Here is a 26,867-nt window from a genome sequence, read left to right on the forward strand (position 1 = left end):
ATCAGTCGACCTCCTCGACCGTCACGAGGTGGCGGACGGTGTGCACCATGCCGCGGAACTCGGGACGATCCTCCTTGACGACCTGCGTGTTGATGCCCTTGAGACCAAGGGAACGCAGGGTGTCACGGTGGTTCTGCTTGCTGCCGATGTACGACTTCGTCTGCGTGATCTTGAGCTGAGCCATTACGCAGCACCAGCCCCGGCACGCGCACGCAGCAGAGCCGCGGGAGCGACGTCCTCGAGGGGCAGACCGCGGCGAGCCGCGATCTCCTCGGGACGCTGCAGGCCCTTCAGGGCCGCCACGGTGGCGTGCACGATGTTGATCGCGTTCGACGAACCGAGCGACTTCGACAGGATGTCGTGAACGCCGGCGCACTCGAGCACGGCACGCACCGGGCCACCGGCGATAACGCCGGTACCGGGGGACGCCGGCTTGAGCAGGACGACGCCCGCCGCCTTCTCACCCGTGATCGGGTGCGGGATGGTGCCCTGGATACGGGGGACCTTGAAGAAGTGCTTCTTGGCCTCCTCAACACCCTTGGCGATGGCGGCCGGCACCTCCTTGGCCTTGCCGTAACCGACACCCACGGTGCCGTCACCGTCGCCCACCACGACCAGCGCGGTGAAGCTGAAGCGACGACCACCCTTCACAACCTTGGCGACGCGGTTGATCGCGACAACGCGCTCAACGTACGCGGTCTTCTCGGCGGCAGCAGCGCCGCCGTCACGGCCCTTCCGGTCCCGCCGCTCGCCGCCACCGGCACCGCTTCCACGGCGCTGGGGTCCAGCCATTGGATTACCTCTCTCTTTCCGCTAGCTACGGAAGCGGCTCAGAACTTGAGCCCGGCTTCGCGGGCGGCGTCCGCCAGGGCGGCGATGCGCCCGGCGTACTGGTTGCCACCACGGTCGAACACGACAGCTTCGACACCGGCCGCCTTCGCGCGCTCGGCGACCAGGGCGCCGACCTGCTTGGCCTGCGCAGACTTGTCGCCCTCGCCACCGCGGACCGTGGTGTCCAGGGTGGACGCCGACGCCAGGGTGTGACCCTTGATGTCGTCGATCACCTGGGCCACGATGTGGCGGTTGGAGCGGGTAACGACCAGACGGGGACGCTCCGCCGTACCGGAGAGCCGCTTGCGGATCCGGATGTGACGGCGCTTGATCGCGGCGCGCTTGTAGGCGTCGCCCTTCAGGATCTTCTGTCCGTATGCCATGGCTTACTTACCCGCCTTTCCGACCTTGCGGCGGATGACTTCGCCCTCGTACTTGACACCCTTGGCCTTGTACGGGTCAGGCTTGCGCAGCTTGCGGATGTTGGCCGCAACCTCGCCGACCTTCTGCTTGTCGATGCCCTCGACCGAGAACCGGGTGGGGGCCTCCACCTTGAAGGTGATGCCCTCGGGGGCCTCGACGGTGATCGGGTGGCTGTAGCCCAGAGCGAACTCGAGGTTCGATCCCTTGGCCTGAACGCGGTAACCGACACCGCTGATCTCGAGCTTCTTCACGTAACCCTGGGTCACGCCGGTGATCATGTTCGCCACCAGCGTGCGGGACAGGCCGTGCAGGGCCTTGCTCTGACGCTCGTCGTTGGGGCGGGTGACGTTCAGAACGCCGTCCTCACCCTTGGCGATCTCGATCGGCGCCACGACGGTGTGGGTCAACTCGCCCTTGGGGCCCTTGACCGAGACCGTCTGGCCGTCGATGGTGACGTCCACGCCGGCGGGAACCGTGATGGGGAGCTTGCCAATACGCGACATAGCTGTTTCCTCCGATTCCTTTCCGCTACCAGACGTAGGCGAGAACTTCTCCGCCTACGCCCTTCTTGCCGGCCTGCTTGTCGGTGAGGAGCCCGTGCGACGTGGAGATGATCGCCACGCCCAGGCCGCCCAGCACCTTCGGCAGGTTGGTGGACTTCGCGTAAACCCGGAGACCGGGCTTGGAGATCCGCTTGATGCCCGCAATGGAGCGCTCACGGTTCGGGCCGAACTTCAGCTCGAGAACGAGGTTCTTGCCAACCTCGGCGTCCTCGACCTTCCAGCCCGTGATGAAGCCCTCCTGCTGGAGGATCTCCGCGATGTGAGACTTGATCTTGGACGCCGGCATCGTCACGGAGTCGTGGTACGCCGAGTTCGCGTTCCGCAGACGCGTAAGCATGTCTGCGATCGGATCAGTCATGGTCATGAATTGGCCTTCGGCCTCTCTCGCCGGGGTTTCCAGGTGCCCATCCCTCTCCTCGATCCGAGACGAGGCGGGTGCGGTGCGGTGGACCTACGGCGTAGTAAGTCGTATGGGCGTCCAGGCGCCCAACCCTCCTAGCCTAAGCCATGAAGGGGTGGGCACCTGACACTGCCCTTTACTTACCGAGAGTTCCTGCAGTCCCGAAGTACGGGACTACCAGGAGCTCTTGGTCACGCCCGGCAGCTCGCCACGGTGAGCCATCTCACGAAGGCACACGCGGCACAGGCCGAACTTGCGGTACACGGAGTGCGGACGGCCGCAGCGCTGGCAGCGGGTGTAGCCACGCACACCGAACTTGGGCTTGCGAGCAGCCTTGGCAATCAGAGCCTTCTTCGCCATCTCGCTCACGCCTCCTTGAACGGGAAGCCGAGGTGACGAAGGAGCGCGCGGCCCTCAGCGTCGTTGGTCGCCGTGGTGACCACGGTGATGTCCATGCCCCGGGTACGGTCGATCTTGTCCTGGTCGATCTCGTGGAACATGACCTGCTCCGTGAGACCGAAGGTGTAGTTGCCACGGCCGTCGAACTGCTTGGGGGACAGACCACGGAAGTCGCGGATGCGCGGCAGCGCGAGCGACAGGGTGCGGTCCAGGAACTCCCACATGCGGTCGCCACGAAGTGTGACGTGGGCACCGATCGGCTGGCCCTCACGCAGCTTGAACTGCGCGATGGACTTACGGGCCTTGGTGACGGCCGGCTTCTGACCGGTGATCGTGGTGAGGTCGCGAATCGCGCCGTCGATCAGCTTGGAGTCGCGGGCGGCGTCGCCCACACCCATGTTGACCACGATCTTGACGAGGCCGGGGATCTGCATGACGTTCTCGTACTTGAACTCGTCACGCAGCTTGCCCGCGATCTCCTCGCGGTACTTCGTCTTGAGACGCGGAGTCGTGGTGGTAGCCATCAGATGTCCTCACCCGTCCGCTTGGCAACGCGGATCTTGTTGCCCTCGTCGTCGAAGCGGTAACCGACACGTGTGACGACCTTGTTGCCGTCCTTCTCAACGACCAGCTGGACGTTGGAGACGTGGACCGGCGCCTCGGTCGTGACGATGCCACCGGCCTGCGAACCGCGAGCGGTCGGGCCGGCCTTGGTGTGCTTCTTGACCCGGTTGACACCCTCGACCAGGACACGGTTCTCGCGGGGGAAGGCCGCGATGACCTTGCCCTGCTTGCCCTTGTCCTTACCGGTGATGACCTGGACCAGGTCGCCCTTCTTGATCTTCATGCTTACAGCACCTCCGGCGCGAGCGAGATGATCTTCATGAACTTCTTCTCGCGCAGCTCACGGCCGACGGGGCCGAAGATACGGGTGCCGCGAGGGTCGCCGTCGTTCTTCAGAATGACGGCGGCGTTCTCGTCGAAGCGGATGTACGAGCCGTCCGGACGGCGGCGCTCCTTGACGGTGCGAACGATGACCGCCTTGACGACGTCACCCTTCTTCACGTTGCCACCGGGGATCGCGTCCTTGACGGTGGCGACGATGACGTCACCGATGCCCGCGTAGCGGCGACCGGAGCCACCGAGCACACGGATGCAAAGGATTTCCTTCGCACCAGTGTTGTCGGCGACACGCAGTCGCGACTCCTGCTGGATCACGTCTATCTCCTGTTTGTCTGCCGGTTCCCCGGGAGCCGCTCAGCGAGCGGCTCCCGGAGCCTGGCGGAACTGTCCTGCGGGATGATCCCCGCAGGAATTACTTGGCCTTCTCGAGGATCTCGACGACGCGCCAGCGCTTGGTCGCCGACAGCGGGCGGGTCTCCGCGAGGAGGACCCGGTCGCCGACGCCGGCAGCGTTCTGCTCGTCGTGCGCCTTGAGCTTGTTGGTACGGCGGATGACCTTGCCGTACAGCGCGTGCTTGACGCGGTCCTCGACGGCGACGACGACAGTCTTGTCCATCTTGTCGCTGACGACGAGACCCTCACGGGTCTTGCGGAAGCCGCGGGCCTCTGCAGTCTGCTCAGTCACGTTGCTCTCACTCATCAGGCGCTCTCCACCGTCTCGATGCCCAGCTCGCGCTCACGCATCAGGGTGTAGATCCGCGCGATGTCCTTACGGACGGCCTTGAGCCGACCGTGGTTCTCGAGCTGACCCGTCGCCGCCTGGAAGCGGAGGTTGAACAGCTCTTCCTTGGCTTCGCGGAGCTTGTTGAGAAGCTCCTCGTCACCCAGTTCGCGCAGCTCGGACGCCTTGGTACCGGCCGACATCACGCTTCACCTGCCTCGCGCTTGACGATCCGGCACTTCATCGGCAGCTTGTGGGCTGCGCGAGTCAGGGCCTCACGGGCGATCTTCTCGTTGGGGTAGGACAGCTCGAACATGACCCGGCCCGGGTGCACGTTCGCGATCCACCACTCCGGCGAACCCTTACCGGAACCCATGCGGGTCTCGGCAGGCTTCTTCGTGAGCGGGCGGTCCGGGTAGATGTTGATCCAGACCTTGCCGCCACGCTTGATGTGGCGGGTCATGGCGATACGGGCCGCCTCGATCTGACGGTTGGTCACGTACGCCGGCGTGAGGGCCTGAATGCCGTACTCGCCGAACGAAACCGTCGTACCGCCCTTGGCCTGACCACGGCGCTTCGGGTGGTGCTGCTTGCGGTGCTTGACCCTACGGGGGATCAGCATGTCGGTCAGGCCTCCGTTCCGGTGCTCTCAGCCGGAGCGGCAGCCGGAGCCTCGGCCTTGGGGGCCTCGGCAGCGGGAGCCGTCTGCGGCTTACGACCGCGACCGCCGCGCTCGCCACCACGGCCACCACGGGCCGGGCGGTCGGCGCCGCCGCCGCCACGGGCCGGGCGGTTGCCGGCGCGGGCAGCAGCGTTCTCGGCGCGGACCTCGGCGATGTTCTTGACATCGCCCTTGTAGATCCAGACCTTCACACCGATGCGGCCGAAGGTCGTCTTGGCCTCGAAGAAGCCGTAGTCCACGTTCGCGCGGAGCGTGTGCAGGGGCACGCGGCCCTCGCGGTAGAACTCCGAGCGGGACATCTCGGCGCCGCCGAGGCGGCCACCGCACTGGATCTTGATGCCCTTGGCGCCGGCCTTCATCGCCGACTGCATGCTCTTACGCATGGCGCGGCGGAAGGAGACGCGGGAGGAGAGCTGCTCGGCGACGGCCTGGGCAACCAGCTGAGCGTCGGTCTCGGGGTTCTTGACCTCGAGGATGTTCAGCTGGACCTGCTTGCCCGTGAGCTTCTCGAGGTCACCGCGGATGCGGTCGGCCTCGGCGCCACGGCGGCCGATGACGATGCCCGGACGAGCGGTGTGGATGTCCACACGCACACGGTCACGGGTGCGCTCGATCTCCACCTTCGAGATACCGGCGCGCTCCATGCCGGACGTCATCATCCGACGGATGGCGACGTCTTCCTTGACGTAGTCCTTGTACAGCTTGTCGGCGTACCAACGGGACTTGAAGTCCGTGGTGATGCCGAGCCGGAACCCATGCGGGTTAACCTTCTGGCCCATTACCGGGTTCCTTCCTTGCTGCTGACGACCACGGTGATGTGGCTGGTCCGCTTGCGGATCCGGTAGGCACGGCCCTGGGCGCGCGGCCGGAACCGCTTCAGGGTCGGACCCTCGTCGACGTACGCCTCGGAGATGACGAGGCTGCCGGCGTCGGTGTGGTCGTAGTTGTGTGCGGCGTTGGCGATGGCGCTGTCGAGCACCTTGCCGACGGGCACGGAGGCGGCCTGCGGAGCGAATCGCAGGACCGCCTGAGCCTCCGTGGCGTCCATGCCACGGATAAGGTCCACCACGCGGCGGGCCTTCATGGGCGTAACGCGGATGTACCGCGCCTGGGCCCTGGCTTCCATGGTTGTCCCTCTCAGTTACTTACGTGTCTGAATGCGATCCGCGTTTAGCGGCGCTTCGACTTCCGGTCGTCCTTGACGTGACCCCGGAAGGTGCGCGTCGGCGAGAACTCGCCGAGCTTGTGGCCGACCATCGACTCGGTGACGAACACCGGGATGTGGGTCTTGCCGTTGTGCACCGCGAGCGTGTGGCCGAGCATGGCCGGCACGATCATCGAGCGACGGGACCAGGTCTTGATGACGTTCTTGGAACCGGCTTCGTTCTGGGCGTCCACCTTCTTGATCAGGTGGTCGTCGACGAAGGGCCCCTTCTTGAGACTACGCGGCATCTAAACCCGCTCCTAGCGCTTCTTGTTCGTCTTGCGGCGGCGGACGATGTACTTGTTCGAAGCCTTCTTCGGCGAACGAGTACGACCCTCCTTCTGACCCCAGGGGCTGACCGGGTGGCGACCACCGGAGGTCTTGCCCTCACCACCACCGTGGGGGTGGTCAACCGGGTTCATCGCCACACCGCGAACGGTCGGGCGGACGCCCAGCCAGCGCTTGCGGCCGGCCTTACCCCAGTTGATGTTGCTCTGCTCGGCGTTGCCGACCTCGCCGACCGTGGCGCGGCAGCGCTGGTCGACCAGGCGGATCTCACCGGAGGGCATACGAAGGTGGGCCATCGTGCCCTCCTTCGCCAGCAGCTGCACGGAGGCACCGGCGGAGCGGGCGAACTTGGCGCCGCCACCCGGACGGAGCTCGATCGCGTGGATCGTGGTACCGACCGGGATGTTGCGGAGCGCCAGGTTGTTGCCCGGCTTGATGTCGGCCCCGGGACCGTTCTCGACGCGGTCACCCTGCTGCAGGTTGCGCGGGGCGAGGATGTAGCGCTTCTCGCCGTCCGCGTAGTGCAGCAGCGCGATGCGTGCGGTGCGGTTGGGGTCGTACTCGATGTGCGCGACCTTCGCCGGCACGCCGTCCTTGTCGTGACGACGGAAGTCGATCACTCGGTAGGCGCGCTTGTGTCCGCCACCCTGGTGGCGAACGGTCACACGACCGGCGTTGTTACGGCCGCCCTTGCTGTGCAGCGGGCGGACCAGCGACTTCTCCGGCGTGGACCGCGTGACCTCGACGAAGTCGGCGACGCTGGAGCCACGACGGCCCGGCGTAGTCGGCTTGTACTTGCGGATTCCCATTTCTCAGTCCTCGTCCGATATCGGACGATCCGACCCGCTTACGCGGACGGACCGCCGAAGATGTCGATACGGTCGCCCTCGGCAAGGGTCACGATCGCGCGCTTGCTGTCGGCACGCTTGCCGAAGCCGGTGCGGGTCCGCTTGCGCTTGCCCTGGCGGTTGATCGTGTTCACCCCGGTGACCTTGACCGAGAAGACCGCCTGGACGGCCTGCTTGATCTGGGTCTTGTTGGCGCCGGGGGCCACGATGAACGTGTACTTGCCCTCGTCGAGAAGCGCGTAGCTCTTCTCGGACACGACCGGCTTCAGCAGGACGTCACGGTGGTCCGTGAAGGCCTTGCTCGCCGGAGTGACGACGGTGTTCTTGCCCTCGGCCTCGTGGCGACGCGCCTTGGCGACGCGCGCGACCTTCTTGGCCTTGGCGGCCTTCGAGGCGATGCTCGGGTGACGCGTAGCCATCAGGCTTCGCTCCCTTCGGTGTCAGCGGCCTTGGGGCCAGACACGAAGGACTCGAAAGCGGCCTGGGTGAAGACCACGTCGTCCGAGACGAGAACGTCGTACGTGTTCAGCTGGCCCGGCTCCAGGATGTGCACCTGGGGCAGGTTGCGGGCGGACAGCCACGCGGCCTCGTCGGCACGGTCGATCACGAGCAGCAGGTTCTTGCGCTCGCTGATCTTGCCGAAGAGCGTCTTCGCGGCCTTCGTCGAAGGCGACTCGCCCTCGATGACGCCGGAGACGACGTGGATGCGGTTGTTGCGGGCCCGGTCGGTGAGGGCGTGGCGCAGGGCCGCGGCCTTCATCTTCTTCGGGGTCCGCTGCGAGTAGTCACGCGGCGTGGGGCCGTGGACGACGCCACCGCCGGCGAACTGCGGAGCACGGGTCGAACCCTGACGGGCGCGGCCGGTGCCCTTCTGGCGGTAGGGCTTCTTGCCGCCACCACGGACCTCGCCACGACGCTTGACCTTGTGCGTGCCCTGACGGGCGGCGGCCAGCTGCGCGACGACGACCTGGTGAAGCAGCGGGATGCTGATCTTCTCGACGTCGAAGATCTCGGCCGGGAGCTCTACGGTCCCGGCGGTGTCGCCGGAGGGCGACAGAATGTCAATGGTGCTCATAGTCCTCAGGCCCCCTTGGCCGCGGTGCGGACCAGGACGAGGCCGCCGTTCGGACCAGGAACCGCGCCCTTGATGAGCAGCAGGCCCTTCTCCGCGTCAACGGCGTGAACGGTCAGGTTCTGGGTGGTGACCCGCTCGTTGCCCATACGACCCGCCATGCGGAGGCCCTTGAACACGCGGCCCGGGGTGGCGCAGCCACCGATGGAACCGGGAGAGCGGTGCTTGCGCTGGGTGCCGTGACCGGCGCCGAGGCCCTTGAAGTTGTGACGCTTCATGACACCGGCGAAGCCCTTGCCCTTGCTCTTGCCGGTCACGTCGACCTTGATGCCGGCCTCGAACACCTCAGCGGTGATCTCCTGGCCGAGGGTGTACTCGCTGGCGTCAGCGGTACGGATCTCGACGAGGTGGCGGCGGGGAGTGACGTCGGCCTTGGCGAAGTGGCCCTTGAGGGGCTTGTTCACCTTGCGCGGGTCGATCTCGCCGAACGCGATCTGGACGGACTCGTAGCCGTCGACATCGTTCGTACGGACCTGGGTCACGACATTGGGGCCGGCCTTGACGACGGTGACCGGAACAACACGGTTGTTCTCGTCCCACACCTGCGTCATGCCGAGCTTCTCGCCCAGGATGCCCTTGATCTGCTTAGCCATCGTTCAGATCACCGGCCTCAGAGCTTGATCTCGATGTCGACACCGGCCGGGAGGTCGAGTCGCATCAGGGAGTCAACGGTCTTGGGGGTCGGGTCGAGGATGTCGATCAGACGCTTGTGCGTGCGCATCTCGAAGTGCTCGCGCGAGTCCTTGTACTTGTGCGGCGACTTGATGACGCAGTACACGTTCTTCTCAGTGGGCAGCGGCACCGGGCCCGCGACCGACGCACCAGTACGCGTCACCGTCTCGACGATCTTCTTCGCCGAGCTGTCGATGACCTCGTGGTCGTAGGCCTTGAGCCGGATGCGGATCTTCTGTCCCGCCATGGCTACTCGTTAGTCCTGTCTCTCTACAGCTCTGGAACCCGGTGTTCCCTTGACCTTCTCCGACCCACGCGGTCGGGTGTGTCGCACTCTCACTGACACAGATGTCCCTTGTCCGAACATCTTTTGCCTGAGAAAGAAGTTCACCGGGTGCCTGGTCGGCGCCGCACTGACACTTCCCGAAAGATTCCCGTACGTCCGCCCCAGCGCTGCCTTACGGCAGTTGGAACGACGAGTACTGTGGGACTCGCTTCCGGTCCTCCCGGCGGGAGGCGCGCAGCATCAACACTCGACCGAGCAACCCCGCTAGTCTGCCATACGGGGCAGGGGCCTGGCCAATCGAGCCGGAGACCTTACCCCGAGAGTGACGCAGGTCAAACACGAGTCCTCTTCACAGCGGCACACGGGTCACACTACGAGCCTCAGGCACCCGTACGGACAACAGGCCGCGCCCGCTGGCGAGTCGGGGCGCGGCCTGCCGCTTGCGCAAGTCGGTTCAGCGCACGTCGACGTGGTCCCCGCCGCTGGTCGCGGCCCCGGTCGTGTCGTTGCCGCCGTACGACCAGCGCCAGGTCCCGTCCTTCGAGGCGGTGACCGTCGTCTTCAGGGCTCCGGTGCTGCTCGACGTGACCTTCTTCACGGTGACGAAGGAGCTGGTGCCCGTCTCACGGAACTGCAGGGTGACCGAACGGCCGCCGTAGGCCCCGTACTTCTTGGTCTCCCAGTTCGCGCGCGTGAGCTTGCCGGTGACGGTGATCTTCTTGCCCTTGGCGACCGGCTCCGGCGCGGCGTTCACGGTGACGTTCGCGGTCCGCTTCAGCCGGACGGTCAGGGACCGGGATTCGTACTCCTCGGCCGCGAGGCTCCCGCTGGCCTTGAACAGGCGCAGGGTCACGCCGGACTTCCAGGTGGTGGCGTCACTGTTGGAGTCGACGTGGTCCCGACTCGGATGAGGGTCGATGTAGAGGGATCCCTCGCAGTCGGCCTTCTTGTCGCTGCGCTCGTAGCAGGTGTAGCCGCCCGGACCGATGTAGTTGTCCCCGGTGTCGGCCGCGTGCCTCAGATCGCCGCGGTAGAGGAACGGGAACGCGTCGTACCGGAACGGGTCGCTCGTGCTGTACCCGGACGGCAGGGTGATCTTGAAGGTGATGGACGGCTCGACCGGCTTGGTCGTGCCGACCACGATCGGCTTGCCCTTGTTGATCACGATGTCGGACACCGTGATGCCGGTGTCCTGGGCCTGGGCCGCCGGGGCGTTCAGGAGCGTGAGAGCCAGGGCCCCCATGAGCGCGATCCCGGTGGCCGCGCGTCTGCCAGTGGTCATGCCACCTCTTTCGTGGTGCGGGACAGAAACCGCGCAGACTATCCCATGACCTGATCATGACGTTCGCGTGGGCTACGGCCAGTCCACCAGCGCCGCGAACACGACGTACACGACCGCCACCAGCGCCGGCGCCGCCAGTGCGAGGCCCGTCCGGCGGGCCGTGTTGCGGCGTTCCCACGGCAGGGCCCATCCGGCGGCCAGCAGGAACAGGGCTGTGCCCAGGCCCCCCAGCAGCACCGGGAAGGCGATACCGAAGCTCGACTCGAAGCGGTCGGCCTCGGGGGCCGTGCAGGCGTCGCAGGCCATCACGGAGAGGCCGCCGAAGACGTAGGCGAGCAGACACGCGGGCACGGTGAGGAGTGTCGAGAGCAGCGGGGCGACCCAGGCGCCGGTCGCGCGGTCGTCGTCGAGCATGAGGTCCGGCATGGGTCCATCACAGCGCCCGGGCGCGTGCGGTCGCATGAGCGTTCGTACTCAGATGACCGGGCCGTCGTACGGGATTCAGGCGCCGGCGTTCCTGAGGCGTGCGAACGACGTGTCCAGCCCTCGCTTCAGCAGCCGTGCCACCGGCCGCTCCACGAACCGGTGCACCAGCCAGCTCAGCAGCAGGAACCCGGCGATGACGCAGACGACCAGCAGACGGGCGTCCATGGTGTCACGCAGGCGGTTGATGACCGTCGTACCGGCCGCGTAGTGCGTCAGGTAGAGGGGATATGTCAGCGCACCCGCCGTCACCAGCCATTTCCAGCGGATGCGGTCGGTGGCGCCCAGGGCGATGGCGACCATGGCGAGCAGGAACACGGTGAAGATCGCCACGCTCCCCCGCCAGCCCGACACATGCTCGACCTCGTCGATCCTGATGCCCAGTTCGCGCTGGCCCATCAGCCAGGCCATCGCGAGGATGCCCCACAGCAGCAGGTCCTGCCCGAAGCGGTGCATCAGGTAGAGGGAGAGGCCCGCGATGAAGTACCAGGCGCCCTCCGGGTTGGCGACCAGTTCCAGCAGGGGGAGATCCGAGATCGGGGCGAGCATGGCCGCGGCGCCCCACACGCAGCAGAAGACGACGACCTTGCGGTAGGTCAGGCCGCTCCACACGACCACCAGGAAGAGGAGGTAGAAGCGCAGCTCCGACCAGAGGGTCCAGTAGACGCCGTCGACGTTCATCACGCCCGAACCGGACTGCAGCATCGTGAAGTTGAGGAGTACGTCCCGCGTGCGCAGGCGGTCCCACACGCCGGGCAGGGCGACCAGGACGGCCGTGGTGAAGACGATGGCGAACCAGTACGCCGGGTACAGCCGGATCACCCGCGACGTGAAGAACTGGCGAGGGGTACGGCCCCAGCAGGACATGCAGATCACGAAGCCGCTGATCACGAAGAAGATCTCGACGCCGATCCAGCCGTAGGAGGCGAACCGGAAGACCGTCGGCATGACGTCGGAGACCGGGCGGTCCCAGATGCGGTTGCCCGGCTGGTCGACGCGGCGGGTGCCGGCGTAGTGGTGCACGGCGACCATCAGGGCGGCGAGTAGCCGGATGCCGTCGACGGCGTACAGCCGGCGGCGGGCGCGGTCGCGTACGACGGGATGCCGGGCGGTGTGCGCGGGCCGGCCCGGCGGGACGGGCACGGCGAGCGGCGGAAGCGGCTGCTGCAGACCGCTGACGACCCGTCGCGGTATCGACCGTCTGCTCTCCGCGTCCTGCATCGACACCTGCGCGTCCGTCCGTCCTCGCGAGGGAATCCGGGCCGGAAGCGGCCACCGGACGCCTCAGGCTACGACCCGCACAACCGGCGTCGCGGGGACGTCAGATGAAGTCCGAGGGAACTCTGTGAAGCGCTGCGACGAGGTTTGCGGCAACCATGCGAAGGGGCCCGTACGACCGAAGTCGTACGGGCCCCTTCAGAGACCTACCGGGTCAGAGACCCGACCGGGCCAAGATCAGGCGGTGATCTTGGTGACCTGGCCGGCGCCGACCGTCCGGCCACCCTCACGGATGGCGAACTTCAGGCCCTCTTCCATGGCGACGGGCTGGATGAGCTCCACCTTCATCTCGGTGTTGTCACCCGGCATGACCATCTCGGTGCCCTCGGGGAGGGTCACCACGCCGGTCACGTCCGTCGTCCGGAAGTAGAACTGCGGACGGTAGTTGTTGAAGAACGGCGTGTGGCGGCCACCCTCGTCCTTGGACAGGATGTAGGCCTGGGCCTCGAACTGGGTGTGCGGCGTGACCGAACCCGGCTTGATGATGACCTGGCCGCGCTCGACGTCCTCGCGCTTGATGCCACGGAGGAGCAGACCGACGTTCTCACCGGCCTGGCCCTCGTCGAGCAGCTTGCGGAACATCTCGATGCCGGTGACCGTGGTGGTGGTCTTCTCGGTCTTGATGCCGATGATGTCGACGGTCTCGTTGACCTTGAGGACACCACGCTCGATACGACCGGTGACGACGGTGCCACGACCGGTGATCGTGAAGACGTCCTCGATCGGCATCAGGAACGGCTTGTCGACGTCACGCTCGGGCTGCGGGATCGACTCGTCGACGGCCTTCATCAGGTCGAGGACGGTCTGGCCCCACTCCTTGTCACCCTCGAGCGCCTTGAGCGCCGAGACCTTGACGACCGGCAGGTCGTCGCCCGGGAACTCGTACTCGGAGAGCAGCTCGCGAACCTCGAGCTCGACGAGCTCCAGGATCTCCTCGTCGTCCACCATGTCGGCCTTGTTCAGGGCGACGACGATGTAGGGGACGCCGACCTGGCGGGCCAGGAGCACGTGCTCCTTGGTCTGCGGCATCGGGCCGTCGGTGGCGGCGACCACGAGGATGGCGCCGTCCATCTGCGCCGCACCCGTGATCATGTTCTTGATGTAGTCCGCGTGACCGGGGCAGTCGACGTGGGCGTAGTGACGCGTCTCGGTCTGGTACTCGACGTGCGCGATGGAGATGGTGATACCGCGCTGGCGCTCCTCGGGAGCCTTGTCGATCTGGTCGAACGCCGAGGCCTCGTTCAGGTCGGGGTACGCGTCGTGCAGCACCTTGGTAATGGCGGCCGTAAGGGTCGTCTTACCGTGGTCGATGTGACCGATGGTGCCGATGTTGACGTGGGGCTTAGTCCGCTCGAACTTCGCCTTCGCCACGGGGTCCTCCTGTGGAGTGGTTCTGAACGCCTTGCTTCATCGGCGCCAGGTGATCTTTGCTGGAAAGCCTCGGCCCGGGGACACTCCCCCGGCAAATGCGGGTGAATGCCCCTCCGGGCTCCGGAGTCAAGCCTAAAGCGTGCGAACGCGGTGCGTTACTCGCCCTTGGCCTTCGCGATGATCTCCTCGGCGACGTTCCGCGGAACCTCGGCGTAGGAGTCGAACTGCATCGAGTAGCTTGCGCGACCCGACGTCTTGCTGCGGAGGTCTCCGACGTAGCCGAACATCTCCGAGAGGGGCACGAGGCCCTTCACGACGCGGGCACCGGCCCGCTCCTCCATGGCCTGGATCTGACCACGGCGGGAGTTGATGTCGCCGATGACCTCACCCATGTAGTCCTCGGGCGTGGTGACCTCGACGGCCATCATCGGCTCGAGCAGCACGGGGCTTGCCTTGCGCGCGGCCTCCTTGAAGGCCTGCGAGCCGGCGATCTTGAACGCGAGCTCGGAGGAGTCGACCTCGTGGTAGGCGCCGTCGAGAAGCGTGACGCGAACGCCCGTCATCTCGTACCCGGCGAGGATGCCGAACTGCATGGCCTCCTGCGCACCGGCGTCCACCGAAGGGATGTACTCCTTCGGGATACGGCCACCGGTCACCTTGTTCACGAACTCGTACGAGGCGTCGCCGCTCTCGATCGGCTCGATCGCGATCTGCACCTTGGCGAACTGGCCGGTTCCACCAGTCTGCTTCTTGTGCGTGTAGTCGACGCGCTCGACGGCCTTGCGGATCGTCTCACGGTAGGCGACCTGCGGCTTGCCGACGTTGGCCTCGACCTTGAACTCACGGCGCATACGGTCGACCAGCACCTCGAGGTGCAGCTCGCCCATACCACCGATGATGGTCTGGCCGGTCTCCTCGTCCGAGTGGACCTGGAAGGAGGGGTCCTCCTCCGCGAGACGCTGGATGGCGACACCCAGCTTCTCCTGGTCACCCTTGGACTTGGGCTCGATGGCGACCTGGATCACCGGCGCCGGGAAGTCCATGGACTCCAGGATGACCGGGTTCTTGTCGTCGCTCAGCGTCTCACCGGTGGTGGTCTGCTTGAGGCCCATGACGGCGACGATGTCGCCGGCGCCCACCGACTCGATCTCCTCACGCTTGTTCGCGTGCATGCGGTAGATCTTGCCGATGCGCTCCTTCTTGCCCTTGACGGAGTTCAGGACCGCGGAGCCGGACTCCAGGCGACCGGAGTAGATCCGGACGAAGGTGAGCTTGCCCAGGTGCGGGTCGCTCATGATCTTGAACGCCAGCGCGGACAGCGGCTCGTCGTCGGACGGCTTGCGCTTGACGACCAGCTCGGGGTCCTTGACGTCGTGGCCTTCGATGGCCTCGACGTCGAGCGGGGTCGGCAGGTAGCGCACGACCGCGTCGAGCAGGGGCTGGACGCCCTTGTTCTTGAACGCGGTGCCGCAGAACACCGGGGTGACGGTGACGCCGTCGGACTTGCCGGACGCGATGGTGATACGACGGATCGCGGCGTACAGCTGCTCCTCGGTGGGCTCCTGGCCCTCCAGGAACAGCTCCATGATCTCGTCGTCGTTCTCCGCGACGGCCTCGACCAGCTTGCCGCGGTACTCCTCGGCAGCCTCGGTGTGCGTGGCCGGGATGTCGACGACGTCGTACATCTCGCCCTTCGCCGCCTCGGCGGACCACACGAGCGCCTTCATGCGGACCAGGTCCACAACGCCCTTGAAGTCCATCTCGGCGCCGATCGGCAGCTGCATGACGAGCGGGACGGCGCCCAGACGGTCCGAGATCATGTCCACACAGCGGTGGAACTCGGCGCCGGTACGGTCCAGCTTGTTCACGAAGCAGATGCGCGGCACACCGTAACGGTCGGCCTGACGCCACACCGTCTCGGACTGCGGCTCGACACCCGCGACACCGTCGAACACCGTGACGGCACCGTCGAGGACGCGGAGCGAACGCTCCACCTCGACCGTGAAGTCGACGTGCCCGGGGGTGTCGATGATGTTGATCGTGTAGTCGTCGTCCTCGAGCGGCCAGTGACAGGTGGTGGCAGCAGAGGTGATCGTGATGCCACGCTCCTGCTCCTGCTCCATCCAGTCCATGGTGGCGGCGCCGTCGTGGACCTCACCGATCTTGTAGCTGACGCCGGTGTAGAAGAGGATCCGCTCGGTGGTGGTCGTCTTGCCCGCGTCGATGTGGGCCATGATCCCGATGTTGCGGACCTTGGCCAGGTCAAGTGAAGTGGTAGCCATAAGGCTTCAGTCTTCTCTCGGTCTCGATGGGGTCTGCGACTACCAGCGGTAGTGCGCGAAGGCCTTGTTGGACTCGGCCATCTTGTGGGTGTCCTCGCGCTTCTTGACGGCCGCACCGAGGCCGTTCGAAGCGTCGAGAAGCTCGTTGAGCAGACGCTCGGTCATGGTCTTCTCGCGACGGGCGCGGGAGTAACCGACCAGCCAGCGCAGCGCCAGCGTGTTGGCGCGGCCGGGCTTGACCTCGACCGGCACCTGGTAGGTGGCGCCACCGACACGGCGGGACTTGACCTCAAGCGTGGGCTTGATGTTCTCCAGCGCGCGCTTCAGCGTGATGACCGGGTCGTTGCTGGTCTTCTCGCGCAGGCCCTCCATGGCGCCGTACACGATGCGCTCGGCGGTGGAGCGCTTGCCGTTCAGCAGCACCTTGTTGATCAGGGAGGTGACAAGAGGAGAACCGTAGACCGGGTCGATGATGACCGGGCGCTTCGGGGCGGGGCCCTTACGAGGCATTCTTACTTCTCCTTCTTGGCGCCGTAGCGGCTGCGGGCCTGCTTGCGGTTCTTGACACCCTGGGTGTCGAGCGAACCGCGGATGATCTTGTAGCGAACACCGGGCAGGTCCTTCACACGGCCGCCGCGCACGAGCACGATGGAGTGCTCCTGCAGGTTGTGTCCCTCACCCGGAATGTAAGCAGTGACCTCGATCCCGCTGGTCAGACGCACACGCGCGACCTTACGCAGGGCCGAGTTCGGCTTCTTCGGGGTGGTCGTGAACACGCGCGTGCAGACGCCACGGCGCTGGGGCGAACCCTCGAGCGCGGGCGTCTTGTTCTTCTCGACCTTGTCCTGCCGGCCCTTCCGGACCAGCTGCTGGATCGTAGGCACTACTTCTCCGGTTTCTGTGTGCCGAGTGTGAAGCTAACCTGGAACATCGCCGACCCACGCGGTCGGGTGTGTCGAAGCCGCGGACTCCCGCCGCAAGGCGAAAAGGGCGCAGATTACGGTGGCCGCTTACGACTCCCCCTATGCGGTTGAAGGCACGCACGGGAGCCAGGGCACACCCCAGGCACAAGGTCTGAGCGTACCCAGCTGATTCGCTGCGGTCAAAACAGATGGACGAGCGCAACCTCTCGCTGCGGCCGGTGTCAAGCCCCTACGCCGTGGATGATCTTCGATTTCACATGGTGCACACGCACGAGCGGCGTCTTCTCGCGGTGCTCACCCGGAGGCGAGGCCCACCGCGATCAGCAGCGTCATCACGACCGACCACGCGGCGATCGACAGCCAGCCGAACACGAGCCCGGTCAGCGCGAGCCCGTCACCGCCCTCTCCGGTCCGCTCCATCTCCGCCCGCGCCGCGTGTCCGAGGATCACCGCCGGAATCCCGGTGAACCCGAAGGTCGGCACGCACAGCAGCCCGCACACCGCGGCTCCGACCGCCTTCCCGTTGGCCCGCGGCCGCGGGGCGGGCAGGAACGTCCGCGGTACGGCCATGACGGGCGCAGGCTGCGGCATGGGCCCCAGCGGCAGGTCGGACACCAGCAGCGCCAGCTCTCCGACGGTCCGCGCGCCGTAGGCCCGCTCCACCCGCTTGTCGAACTCGCCCTTCTCCAGCCGCCCCTCGCCGTACCCGGCCCGCAGCACATCGACGGCCCGCTCACGGTCGGCGTGGGAGGCGAGCATGGCGGAGGCGACGGGCTGCGGGGCGGCGTACGGGGGCCAGGGACGGGCCACAGGGGCGCCCGCGCCGGACCAGGGCCCCGCCACCGGGCCGGCGCTTCCCGGCCCTGACGGTGACTCGTCCTTGCCCTGCCACGGTTGCCACGACGGTTGCGACACAGGAGCACCCCCTGGGCGGTCGAATGCCTCCATGATGCTCCAACGCAGCGATACCGGGACAGGTTCCCGCATCTCCAGCGGGAAACCCCCAACAACACCGGCCCCCACGCCGACCTACGGCGCGTCGGCCACGGCGGCTGGTCGTTGAGTGCCCGTTCAGGCTCCCGAGCTCCCCAGATGCCGCCGGATCAGTCTGATGTCCTCCTGATCCTTGGCACGATTAAGCCTTTCCTTCCAGGCCAACACCTCGGACAGCGAGCTGAACGGAATGCCCTGGATCCACTCGGCACCATCGATCATCGCGTCCGGTTCGCTGGTGCCCGGAAGCCAGCGATCGAAGATCTCGATGCTCCCCTGGAAGAGCGACACCAGATGGCCACAACCCGAGGGCGCGATCACCGGATCCGCAAGCCCCAGGGCCAGCTTCCAGGCTGCTCCCCTGGCAACCAGGTCCAGATCGCCGATCGCATTCCGGAGACCGTGCGCGAGCAGCGGGCCGCTTCCAGCTATCACGTAGTCCTTGGGCGGCAGGTTGAGGGACAGCAGCTTCCGGATCAGGGGGTGCCCGCTCAGCTCCAAGAGATCTCCTAGAGGACAGGCAGCCCAATCGCTGTACGAGCAGCCATGCTCATCGTCAACGCTGCAATGACACTGGCCAGCGTACCGATGAGGAAGTACTCCGAGGCGTGCTTGCCGTGTTCCGCCGTGGGCACCCGCGCGAGGGACTTGGCCGCCAGCACCAGCGCCGCAGCCTCTGGCTGACCTGCCATGAGAAAGGCGAAGAGAAGCCCGCGCTCCAGCATGCCGATGATCGGACCACCGCTCATGAACTCCATGGCGGCGTCTCTGGCCGGCCCGTCCTGAAGCGTGTCGATCTCCCGACGGACGGGCCCTGTGGCCGCTTTGGCGAGGACTCCCCCGCCGAACACGGAGATCAGAAGAGCGGAGGTGACGACCGCCGTACGGTCACTCAGGAGCAGGTCAACGCCGAGCGTAGCCGTCGTCGCCCCGGCCGCCCACACGGACAAGAGCGCGGCCGTGCCGAAGGCCGCCAGCCCGAGGCGCCTGGATGCCGCCGGAGCCCCTGAGCGCATCGAGAGTGTGAGGGTGAACCCCGCACCTGCCGTGTCCCTCGTACGGTGCCGAAGAACCGATCCACCGGCCACCAGAAGCGTGGCGCCGAGCAGGATCCACGGCCTTTCCTGACTCCTGTACGGAGCGACCGTGTAGGCACCATAAGCACATGTGAAGAGAGCCAGGAGTCCTGGGCTGGAGCGCTGCCAGCCGACACCCCAGGGAACCACCACCGCGGCCGCAAGGCCGAACACCAACCGGGCCGCCTCCACTCCGCGCCTCCAACACCCTTTGCCTAAACGGCAGTTCGCGGACCATCCGGCGGATCATAACGCGCGGGAACGCCGAAGGGCGGCCACCTCAAAGGTGACCGCCCTCCGACTCAAGCTATGCCTACTGGTTGTACGGCCCGTAGTCGTAGTCCTCCAGCGGAACAGCCTGGCCGGACCCCGTGCCGAACGGCGAGTAGTCGATGTCGTCGTAGCCGACGGCCGAGTACATCGCGGCCTTGGCCTCCTCGGTCGGCTCGACCCGGATGTTGCGGTAGCGGGACAGACCCGTACCGGCCGGGATGAGCTTACCGATGATGACGTTCTCCTTGAGGCCGATGAGGCTGTCGGACTTGGCGTTGATCGCCGCGTCCGTCAGGACTCGGGTCGTCTCCTGGAAGGAGGCGGCCGACAGCCAGGATTCCGTCGCCAGCGAGGCCTTGGTGATACCCATCAGCTGCGGACGACCGGAGGCCGGGTGACCGCCCTCCTGGACCACGCGACGGTTCTCGGTCTCGAACTTCGAGCGCTCGACGAGCTCGCCGGGCAGCAGCTCGGCGTCGCCGGACTCGATGATCGTCACACGGCGCAGCATCTGCCGGATGATGATCTCGATGTGCTTGTCGTGGATCGACACACCCTGCGAGTTGTAGACCTTCTGGACCTCGCCGACCAGGTGGACCTGGACGGCACGCTGGCCCAGAATGCGCAGCACGTCGTGCGGGTTGGTGGCACCCACGGTGAGCTTCTGGCCCACCTCGACGTGCTCGCCCTCGCTGACCAGGAGTCGGGCGCGCTTCGAGATCGGGAACGCCGTCTCATCGCTGCCGTCGTCCGGCGTGATGACGATCTTCTTGGTCTTCTCGGTCTCCTCGATCCGCACGCGGCCCTGGGCCTCGGAGATCGGGGCGACACCCTTCGGGGTACGGGCCTCGAAGAGCTCGACGACACGCGGCAGACCCTGGGTGATGTCGTCACCGGCCACACCACCGGTGTGGAAGGTGCGCATCGTCAGCTGGGTACCGGGCTCACCGATGGACTGGGCGGCGATGATGCCGACCGCCTCACCGATGTCGACCAGCTTGCCGGTGGCCAGCGAGCGGCCGTAGCACATGGCGCAGGTGCCGACGGCGGACTCGCAGGTCAGGACCGAGCGGGTCTTGACCTGGGAGACGCCGTGCCTGACGAGCTCGTCGATGAGGACGTCGCCGAGGTCGGTGTTGGCCGGGGCCAGCACCTTGCCGTCGACGGTGATGTCCTCGGCCAGCGCACGTGCGTACACGCTGGTCTCGACGTCGTCCGCCTTGCGCAGCACGCCGTCCGCGCCGACCTCCGCGATGTTGAGCTTGAGGCCACGGTCGGTGCCGCAGTCCTCCTCGCGGATGATGACGTCCTGCGAGACGTCCACCAGACGACGGGTCAGGTAACCCGAGTCGGCGGTACGCAGGGCGGTGTCCGCCAGACCCTTACGGGCACCGTGCGTGGAGATGAAGTACTCCAGCACGGACAGGCCCTCACGGAAGGACGCCTTGATCGGACGCGGAATCGTCTCGTTCTTGGCGTTCGACACCAGACCACGCATACCGGCGATCTGCCGCATCTGCATCATGTTTCCTCGGGCACCCGAGTCAACCATCATGAAGATGGGGTTCGTCTTGGGGAAGTTCGCGTTCATCGCCTCGGCGACCTCGTTGGTCGCCTTGGTCCAGATCGCGATGAGCTCCTGCGTGCGCTCTTCCTTGGTGATCAGACCGCGCTCGTACTGCTTCTGGACCTTCTCGTCCTGCGCCTCGTAGCCCTTGACGATCTCCTTCTTCGCCTCGGGAACGACGACGTCGGAGATGGCCACGGTGACACCGGAACGGGTCGCCCAGTAGAAGCCCGCCGCCTTCAGGTTGTCGAGCGTCGCCGCCACGATGACCTTGGGGTAGCGCTCGGCCAGGTCGTTGACGATCTCGGAGAGCTGCTTCTTGCCCACCGAGTAGTCGACGAACGGGTAGTCCTCGGGCAGCAGCTCGTTGAAGAGCGCGCGGCCCAGGGTGGTGCGCAGGCGGAACGAGTCACCCTGCTGCCACTCCGGCTCGCCCTCCTCGCGCGCCGGCGGCGTCCAGCCACGCGGCGGGATGGTGCCCACCGGGAAGCGGATGTCGATCGGCGACTGCAGCGCCAGCTCGCCGGCGTCGAACGCCATGATCGCCTCGGCCGTGGAGCCGAACGCGCGGCCCTCGCCCTTGGTGTCACGCAGCTCGCCGTCGGTGGTGAGGAAGAACAGACCGAGGACCATGTCCTGGGTCGGCATCGTCACCGGACGGCCGTCGGCGGGCTTGAGGATGTTGTTCGAGGACAGCATCAGGATGCGGGCCTCGGCCTGCGCCTCCGCGGACAGCGGAAGGTGTACGGCCATCTGGTCGCCGTCGAAGTCCGCGTTGAACGCGGTGCAGACGAGCGGGTGGATCTGGATGGCCTTGCCCTCGACCAGCTGCGGCTCGAAGGCCTGGATGCCGAGGCGGTGCAGGGTGGGAGCACGGTTCAGCAGCACCGGGTGCTCGGCGATGACCTCTTCGAGGACGTCGTACACGACCGTGCGGCCGCGCTCCACCATGCGCTTGGCGCTCTTGATGTTCTGCGCGTGGTTCAGGTCCACCAGGCGCTTCATCACGAACGGCTTGAACAGCTCCAGCGCCATCGCCTTCGGCAGACCGCACTGGTGCAGCTTGAGCTGCGGACCGACGACGATCACGGAACGCGCGGAGTAGTCCACACGCTTGCCGAGCAGGTTCTGACGGAAACGACCCTGCTTGCCCTTGAGCATGTCGGACAGCGACTTCAGCGGACGGTTGCCGGGGCCCGTGACCGGGCGACCACGACGGCCGTTGTCGAAGAGCGCGTCGACGGCCTCCTGAAGCATGCGCTTCTCGTTGTTCACGATGATCTCGGGCGCACCGAGGTCAAGGAGTCGCTTCAGGCGGTTGTTGCGGTTGATCACACGGCGGTACAGGTCGTTCAGGTCGGAGGTCGCGAAGCGGCCACCGTCCAGCTGCACCATCGGGCGAAGGTCCGGCGGGATGACCGGGACGCAGTCGAGGACCATGCCCTTGGGGCTGTTGGAGGTCTGCAGGAAGGCAGACACGACCTTCAGCCGCTTCAGCGCACGGGTCTTCTTCTGGCCCTTGCCGGTACGGATGATCTCGCGGAGACGCTCGGCCTCCTCGTCGAGGTCGAAGGACTCCAGGCGCTTCTGCAGCGCCGCGGCACCCATCGAACCGTCGAAGTACGTGCCGAAGCGGTCACGCAGCTCGCGGTAGAGCAGCTCGTCACCTTCGAGGTCCTGGACCTTGAGGTTCTTGAAGCGGGTCCACACCTCGTCGAGACGGTCGATCTCGCGCTGCGCACGGTCGCGCAGCTGCTTCATCTCGCGCTCGGCACCCTCGCGCACCTTGCGGCGCACGTCGGCCTTGGCACCCTCGGCCTCCAGCTCGGCCAGGTCGCTTTCCAGCTTCTTGGCGCGGGCCTCGAGGTCGGCGTCGCGACGGTTCTCGACCTGCTGACGCTCCACGGAGACGTGCGCCTCCAGGGAGGGCAGGTCACGCGTGCGGCGCTCCTCGTCGACGTACGTGATCATGTACGCCGCGAAGTAGATGACCTTCTCGAGGTCCTTGGGAGCCAGGTCGAGCAGGTAGCCCAGACGCGACGGGACGCCCTTGAAGTACCAGATGTGCGTGACGGGGGCGGCCAGTTCGATGTGGCCCATCCGCTCACGACGCACCTTGGCGCGAGTGACCTCGACGCCGCAGCGCTCACAGATGATGCCCTTGAACCGGACACGCTTGTACTTGCCGCAGTAGCACTCCCAGTCCCGGGTCGGACCGAAGATCTTCTCGCAGAAGAGTCCGTCCTTTTCGGGCTTGAGGGTGCGGTAGTTGATGGTCTCGGGCTTCTTGACCTCGCCGTGGCTCCACTGACGGATGTCGTCAGCGGTGGCCAGACCGATCCGGAGCTCATCGAAGAAGTTGACGTCGAGCACTATGCGTCAATCCCTCTCAGGGTTGTAAGTCTTAGGGGTCTGAAACGGGGGTCCAGGGGCCGGCCGGAGGTTCCTCACCAGGTCCTCCGGCCGGACTCCCGTCAGACCTCTTCGACGCTGCTCGGCTCGCGCCGGGACAGGTCGATGCCGAGCTCTTCCGCCGCGCGGAAGACGTCCTCGTCGGTGTCGCGCATCTCGATGGACATGCCGTCCGAGGACAGCACCTCCACGTTGAGGCACAGGGACTGCATCTCCTTGATGAGCACCTTGAAGGACTCGGGGATGCCGGGCTCGGGAATGTTCTCGCCCTTGACGATGGCCTCGTAGACCTTCACGCGGCCGGTGACGTCGTCGGACTTGATGGTCAGCAGCTCCTGGAGGGCGTACGCGGCGCCGTATGCCTCCAGCGCCCACACCTCCATCTCACCGAAGCGCTGGCCACCGAACTGGGCCTTACCACCCAGCGGCTGCTGGGTGATCATCGAGTACGGACCGGTCGAACGGGCGTGCAGCTTGTCGTCGACCAGGTGGTGGAGCTTGAGGATGTACATGTAGCCGACCGAGATCGGCTCCGGGAACGGCTCGCCGGAGCGGCCGTCGAACATCCTCGCCTTACCGGTGGGCTGCACCATGCGCTCACCGTCGCGGTTCGGGATGGTGTGCTGCAGCAGACCCGCGAGCTCGTCCTCACGCGCACCGTCGAAGACGGGGGTGGCGACGTTGGTGCCCGGGTCGACCTGGTCGGCACCGATGACCTGCAGGCGCTTGGCCCAGTCCTCGCCGAGGCCGGAGACGTCCCAGCCGCGGCTGGCGAGCCAGCCGAGGTGGATCTCCAGGACCTGTCCCGGGTTCATTCGGGACGGCACACCCAGCGGGTTGAGGATGATGTCGACCGGGGTCCCGTCCTCGAGGAACGGCATGTCCTCGATGGGCAGGATCTTGGAGATGACACCCTTGTTGCCGTGTCGGCCGGCGAGCTTGTCACCGTCCGTGATCTTGCGCTTCTGCGCCACGTAGACACGAACCAGCTGGTTCACGCCCGGCGGCAGCTCGTCGCCCTCTTCACGGTCGAAGACGCGGACGCCGATGACCTTGCCGATCTCGCCGTGCGGCACCTTCAGCGAGGTGTCACGGACCTCACGGGCCTTCTCACCGAAGATCGCACGGAGCAGGCGCTCCTCCGGCGTCAGCTCGGTCTCGCCCTTGGGCGTGACCTTGCCGACGAGGATGTCGCCGGCGACGACCTCGGCACCGATACGGATGATGCCGCGCTCGTCGAGGTCGGCGAGGACCTCCTCGGAGACGTTCGGGATGTCCCGGGTGATCTCCTCGGGGCCGAGCTTGGTGTCACGGGCGTCGACCTCGTGCTCCTCGATGTGGATCGAGGAGAGGACGTCGTCCTGCACGAGGCGCTGCGACAGGATGATCGCGTCCTCGTAGTTGTGACCCTCCCACGGCATGAACGCCACGAGCAGGTTCTTGCCCAGCGCCATCTCGCCGTTCTCGGTGGCCGGACCGTCGGCCAGGACCTGGCCCTCGATGATCCGGTCGCCCTCGTTGACGATGACCTTCTGGTTGACCGAGGTGCCCTGGTTGGAGCGGGCGAACTTGGCCAGGCGGTACGTGATGTACGTGCCGTCGTCGTTGGCGGTGGTGATGTAGTCCGCGGAGACCTCCTGGACCACACCCGCCTTCTCGGCCTTGACCACGTCACCGGCGTCGACTGCGGAGCGGTACTCCATGCCGGTGCCGACGAGCGGGGCCTCGCTCTTGATGAGCGGCACCGCCTGACGCATCATGTTCGCGCCCATGAGGGCACGGTTGGCGTCGTCGTGCTCGAGGAACGGGATCATGGCGGTCGCGACCGACACCATCTGGCGCGGCGAGACGTCCATGTAGTCGACGTCGTCACCGGGGACGTAGTCGACCTCGCCGCCACGACGGCGGACCAGGACACGGTTCTCGGAGAACCGCATGTCGTCGTCGAGCGTGGCGTTTGCCTGCGCGATGACGAAGCGGTCCTCCTCGTCGGCCGTGAGGTAGTCGACCTCGTCGGTGACGATGCCGTCGGTGACCCGGCGGTACGGCGTCTCCACGAAGCCGAACGCGTTGACGCGGCCGTAGGAGGCGAGCGAACCGATCAGACCGATGTTCGGGCCTTCGGGCGTCTCGATCGGGCACATGCGTCCGTAGTGGGACGGGTGCACGTCACGGACCTCGAAGCCGGCCCGCTCACGGGAGAGACCACCCGGGCCAAGAGCCGACAGACGGCGCTTGTGGGTGAGACCCGACAGCGGGTTGTTCTGGTCCATGAACTGCGACAGCTGGCTGGTGCCGAAGAACTCCTTGATGGAGGCGACGACCGGCCGGATGTTGATCAGGGTCTGCGGCGTGATCGCCTCGACGTCCTGGGTCGTCATGCGCTCACGGACGACGCGCTCCATACGAGCCAGACCCGTACGGACCTGGTTCTGGATGAGCTCGCCGACGCTGCGCAGACGACGGTTGCCGAAGTGGTCGATGTCGTCGGTCTCGACGACGATGCTGCCACCGCTGTCGCCGACCGTCTCGGTCTCGCCCGCGTGCAGCTTCACCAGGTACTTGATCGTCGAGATGATGTCCTCGACGGTCAGGATGCCCGCGTCCAGCGGAGCGTCCGCACCCAGCTTCTTGTTGACCTTGTAGCGGCCGACCTTGGCGAGGTCGTAACGCTTCGGGTTGAAGTAGAGGTTCTCCAGAAGAGTCTGGGCGGCCTCACGGGTGGGGGGCTCGCCCGGACGCAGCTTGCGGTAGATGTCGAGCAGCGCGTCGTCCTGGCCCTGGGTGTGGTCCTTCTCCAGGGTGGCGCGCATCGACTCGTACTCGCCGAACTCCTCCAGGATCTGCTCGGTGGTCCACCCGAGAGCCTTCAGGAGCACGGTGACGGACTGCTTGCGCTTGCGGTCGATGCGGACACCGACCATGTCGCGCTTGTCGATCTCCATCTCCAGCCAGGCACCCCGGGACGGGATGATCTTGGCCGAGAAGATGTCCTTGTCGGACGTCTTGTCGATGGAGGAGTCGAAGTAGACACCCGGCGAGCGGACCAGCTGGGACACCACGACACGCTCGGTGCCGTTGATGACGAAGGTGCCCTTGCCCGTCATGAGCGGGAAGTCGCCCATGAAGACCGTCTGGGACTTGATCTCGCCGGTCTCGTTGTTGGTGAATTCGGCCGTCACGAAGAGCGGAGCCGCGTACGTGAAGTCGCGCTCCTTGCACTCGTCGATGCTGTTCTTCGGCGGCTCGAAACGGTGGTCGCGGAACGTCAGCGACATCGACCCGGAGAAGTCCTCGATCGGGGAGATCTCCTCGAAGATCTCCTCCAGACCGGACTTGGTGGGGACGTCCTGACCGGACTCAAGAGCCTCCTCGACCCGACTCTGCCAGGCGGAGTTCCCGAGCAGCCAGTCAAAGCTCTCGGTCTGCAGCGCGAGCAGGTTGGGAACCTCGAGAGGCTCCTTGATCTTTGCAAAAGAGATGCGCAGCGGGGCGGTGCTGGCGGCGTTGTTCGTATTCGCGGTCGAGGCAGTGCGCGAGGCGGCCAAGAGGGGGTCCTTCCGAGGGCTCGGACT

General features: G+C 66.3%; 32 protein-coding genes. All 32 read right to left on the reverse strand.

The features are described from left to right. Nucleotide 1 precedes the first annotated feature (1 nt). On the reverse strand, nucleotides 2-184 hold the full coding sequence (gene rpmD / locus ACZ39I_RS31245; RefSeq protein ID WP_005481207.1) for a 50S ribosomal protein L30: 183 nt from the start codon (nucleotides 182-184) through the stop codon (nucleotides 2-4). Further along, the gene (rpsE, locus tag ACZ39I_RS31250) at nucleotides 184-792 is read right to left on the reverse strand and encodes a 30S ribosomal protein S5 (protein ID WP_005481208.1); all 609 of its coding nucleotides are present in this window, start codon (nucleotides 790-792) and stop codon (nucleotides 184-186) included. Before rpsE ends, rpmD begins: the two co-directional genes overlap by 1 nt. A gap of 38 nt (nucleotides 793-830) precedes the next feature. Next, nucleotides 831-1,214, reverse strand: a complete 384-nt coding sequence (rplR, locus tag ACZ39I_RS31255; protein ID WP_352389235.1) for a 50S ribosomal protein L18 — start codon at nucleotides 1,212-1,214, stop codon at nucleotides 831-833. Between the two features lie 3 nt (nucleotides 1,215-1,217). Further along, on the reverse strand, nucleotides 1,218-1,757 hold the full coding sequence (gene rplF, locus ACZ39I_RS31260) for a 50S ribosomal protein L6 (RefSeq protein WP_352389236.1): 540 nt from the start codon (nucleotides 1,755-1,757) through the stop codon (nucleotides 1,218-1,220). 25 nt (nucleotides 1,758-1,782) lie between these two features. Next, nucleotides 1,783-2,181 carry a 30S ribosomal protein S8 gene (gene rpsH / locus ACZ39I_RS31265; protein WP_007384075.1) on the reverse strand — a complete coding sequence of 133 codons (399 nt, stop codon included), beginning with the start codon at nucleotides 2,179-2,181 and terminating at the stop codon, nucleotides 1,783-1,785. A gap of 210 nt (nucleotides 2,182-2,391) precedes the next feature. Continuing rightward, nucleotides 2,392-2,577 (reverse strand): type Z 30S ribosomal protein S14, encoded by a 186-nt coding sequence (locus ACZ39I_RS31270; protein WP_003948630.1) that lies wholly within the window; start codon nucleotides 2,575-2,577, stop codon nucleotides 2,392-2,394. Nucleotides 2,578-2,582: 5 nt separating this feature from the next. Continuing rightward, nucleotides 2,583-3,140 (reverse strand): 50S ribosomal protein L5, encoded by a 558-nt coding sequence (gene rplE / locus ACZ39I_RS31275; RefSeq protein ID WP_007384074.1) that lies wholly within the window; start codon nucleotides 3,138-3,140, stop codon nucleotides 2,583-2,585. Then, complete coding sequence (rplX, locus tag ACZ39I_RS31280; protein WP_467248251.1) at nucleotides 3,140-3,463, reverse strand: 50S ribosomal protein L24; 324 nt, start codon at nucleotides 3,461-3,463, stop codon at nucleotides 3,140-3,142. Before rplX ends, rplE begins: the two co-directional genes overlap by 1 nt. Before the next feature lie 2 nt (nucleotides 3,464-3,465). Next, entirely contained in the window at nucleotides 3,466-3,834 is a 369-nt protein-coding gene (gene rplN / locus ACZ39I_RS31285) for a 50S ribosomal protein L14 (protein WP_003998823.1), read from the reverse strand. Between the two features lie 97 nt (nucleotides 3,835-3,931). Further along, nucleotides 3,932-4,219: a 30S ribosomal protein S17 gene (rpsQ, locus tag ACZ39I_RS31290; RefSeq protein ID WP_007384073.1), complete on the reverse strand. Its 288-nt coding sequence runs from the start codon at nucleotides 4,217-4,219 to the stop codon at nucleotides 3,932-3,934. Next, the gene (gene rpmC / locus ACZ39I_RS31295) at nucleotides 4,219-4,443 is read right to left on the reverse strand and encodes a 50S ribosomal protein L29 (protein ID WP_005481220.1); all 225 of its coding nucleotides are present in this window, start codon (nucleotides 4,441-4,443) and stop codon (nucleotides 4,219-4,221) included. The genes rpsQ and rpmC overlap by 1 nt, the downstream gene beginning before the upstream one ends. Further along, on the reverse strand, nucleotides 4,443-4,862 hold the full coding sequence (gene rplP / locus ACZ39I_RS31300; RefSeq protein ID WP_006140905.1) for a 50S ribosomal protein L16: 420 nt from the start codon (nucleotides 4,860-4,862) through the stop codon (nucleotides 4,443-4,445). The genes rpmC and rplP overlap by 1 nt, the downstream gene beginning before the upstream one ends. A 5-nt stretch (nucleotides 4,863-4,867) precedes the next feature. Beyond that, the gene (gene rpsC / locus ACZ39I_RS31305) at nucleotides 4,868-5,701 is read right to left on the reverse strand and encodes a 30S ribosomal protein S3 (RefSeq protein ID WP_352389237.1); all 834 of its coding nucleotides are present in this window, start codon (nucleotides 5,699-5,701) and stop codon (nucleotides 4,868-4,870) included. Then, nucleotides 5,701-6,048, reverse strand: a complete 348-nt coding sequence (gene rplV, locus ACZ39I_RS31310; protein WP_006604878.1) for a 50S ribosomal protein L22 — start codon at nucleotides 6,046-6,048, stop codon at nucleotides 5,701-5,703. Before rplV ends, rpsC begins: the two co-directional genes overlap by 1 nt. A gap of 44 nt (nucleotides 6,049-6,092) precedes the next feature. Further along, complete coding sequence (rpsS, locus tag ACZ39I_RS31315; protein WP_057607913.1) at nucleotides 6,093-6,374, reverse strand: 30S ribosomal protein S19; 282 nt, start codon at nucleotides 6,372-6,374, stop codon at nucleotides 6,093-6,095. Nucleotides 6,375-6,386: 12 nt separating this feature from the next. After that, complete coding sequence (gene rplB / locus ACZ39I_RS31320) at nucleotides 6,387-7,223, reverse strand: 50S ribosomal protein L2 (RefSeq protein WP_007384068.1); 837 nt, start codon at nucleotides 7,221-7,223, stop codon at nucleotides 6,387-6,389. A gap of 38 nt (nucleotides 7,224-7,261) precedes the next feature. Next, a complete protein-coding gene (rplW, locus tag ACZ39I_RS31325; RefSeq protein WP_352389238.1) occupies nucleotides 7,262-7,681 on the reverse strand; it encodes a 50S ribosomal protein L23 in 420 nt (139 codons plus the stop codon). Then, nucleotides 7,681-8,337 (reverse strand): 50S ribosomal protein L4, encoded by a 657-nt coding sequence (rplD, locus tag ACZ39I_RS31330; RefSeq protein WP_057607914.1) that lies wholly within the window; start codon nucleotides 8,335-8,337, stop codon nucleotides 7,681-7,683. The genes rplW and rplD overlap by 1 nt, the downstream gene beginning before the upstream one ends. A gap of 5 nt (nucleotides 8,338-8,342) precedes the next feature. Then, nucleotides 8,343-8,987 carry a 50S ribosomal protein L3 gene (rplC, locus tag ACZ39I_RS31335; RefSeq protein WP_020135811.1) on the reverse strand — a complete coding sequence of 215 codons (645 nt, stop codon included), beginning with the start codon at nucleotides 8,985-8,987 and terminating at the stop codon, nucleotides 8,343-8,345. Nucleotides 8,988-9,004: 17 nt separating this feature from the next. Then, a complete protein-coding gene (gene rpsJ, locus ACZ39I_RS31340) occupies nucleotides 9,005-9,313 on the reverse strand; it encodes a 30S ribosomal protein S10 (RefSeq protein ID WP_003948644.1) in 309 nt (102 codons plus the stop codon). A gap of 493 nt (nucleotides 9,314-9,806) precedes the next feature. Then, nucleotides 9,807-10,634 (reverse strand): hypothetical protein, encoded by an 828-nt coding sequence (locus ACZ39I_RS31345; RefSeq protein ID WP_467248259.1) that lies wholly within the window; start codon nucleotides 10,632-10,634, stop codon nucleotides 9,807-9,809. Between the two features lie 72 nt (nucleotides 10,635-10,706). After that, complete coding sequence (locus ACZ39I_RS31350; protein ID WP_467248261.1) at nucleotides 10,707-11,060, reverse strand: hypothetical protein; 354 nt, start codon at nucleotides 11,058-11,060, stop codon at nucleotides 10,707-10,709. A 75-nt stretch (nucleotides 11,061-11,135) separates the two neighbouring features. Next, complete coding sequence (locus ACZ39I_RS31355) at nucleotides 11,136-12,338, reverse strand: acyltransferase family protein (protein WP_467248499.1); 1,203 nt, start codon at nucleotides 12,336-12,338, stop codon at nucleotides 11,136-11,138. 234 nt (nucleotides 12,339-12,572) lie between these two features. After that, entirely contained in the window at nucleotides 12,573-13,766 is a 1,194-nt protein-coding gene (gene tuf, locus ACZ39I_RS31360) for an elongation factor Tu (RefSeq protein ID WP_164423757.1), read from the reverse strand. A gap of 155 nt (nucleotides 13,767-13,921) precedes the next feature. Beyond that, a complete protein-coding gene (gene fusA / locus ACZ39I_RS31365) occupies nucleotides 13,922-16,048 on the reverse strand; it encodes an elongation factor G (protein ID WP_352389242.1) in 2,127 nt (708 codons plus the stop codon). 39 nt (nucleotides 16,049-16,087) lie between these two features. Continuing rightward, the gene (rpsG, locus tag ACZ39I_RS31370; RefSeq protein WP_007384059.1) at nucleotides 16,088-16,558 is read right to left on the reverse strand and encodes a 30S ribosomal protein S7; all 471 of its coding nucleotides are present in this window, start codon (nucleotides 16,556-16,558) and stop codon (nucleotides 16,088-16,090) included. 2 nt (nucleotides 16,559-16,560) lie between these two features. Then, nucleotides 16,561-16,932: a 30S ribosomal protein S12 gene (gene rpsL / locus ACZ39I_RS31375; protein ID WP_003948652.1), complete on the reverse strand. Its 372-nt coding sequence runs from the start codon at nucleotides 16,930-16,932 to the stop codon at nucleotides 16,561-16,563. Nucleotides 16,933-17,265: 333 nt separating this feature from the next. After that, a complete protein-coding gene (locus ACZ39I_RS31380; RefSeq protein WP_467248265.1) occupies nucleotides 17,266-17,814 on the reverse strand; it encodes a DUF1707 and DUF4190 domain-containing protein in 549 nt (182 codons plus the stop codon). Between the two features lie 228 nt (nucleotides 17,815-18,042). Next, entirely contained in the window at nucleotides 18,043-18,465 is a 423-nt protein-coding gene (locus ACZ39I_RS31385; protein WP_467248267.1) for a hypothetical protein, read from the reverse strand. Nucleotides 18,466-18,473: 8 nt separating this feature from the next. After that, complete coding sequence (locus ACZ39I_RS31390; protein ID WP_467248269.1) at nucleotides 18,474-19,232, reverse strand: hypothetical protein; 759 nt, start codon at nucleotides 19,230-19,232, stop codon at nucleotides 18,474-18,476. A 121-nt stretch (nucleotides 19,233-19,353) separates the two neighbouring features. After that, entirely contained in the window at nucleotides 19,354-23,253 is a 3,900-nt protein-coding gene (locus ACZ39I_RS31395; RefSeq protein WP_352389246.1) for a DNA-directed RNA polymerase subunit beta', read from the reverse strand. A 101-nt stretch (nucleotides 23,254-23,354) separates the two neighbouring features. Continuing rightward, on the reverse strand, nucleotides 23,355-26,840 hold the full coding sequence (gene rpoB / locus ACZ39I_RS31400; RefSeq protein WP_352389247.1) for a DNA-directed RNA polymerase subunit beta: 3,486 nt from the start codon (nucleotides 26,838-26,840) through the stop codon (nucleotides 23,355-23,357). Nucleotides 26,841-26,867: the final 27 nt, after the last annotated feature.

Source organism: Streptomyces sp. NPDC024687 (assembly GCF_055559055.1).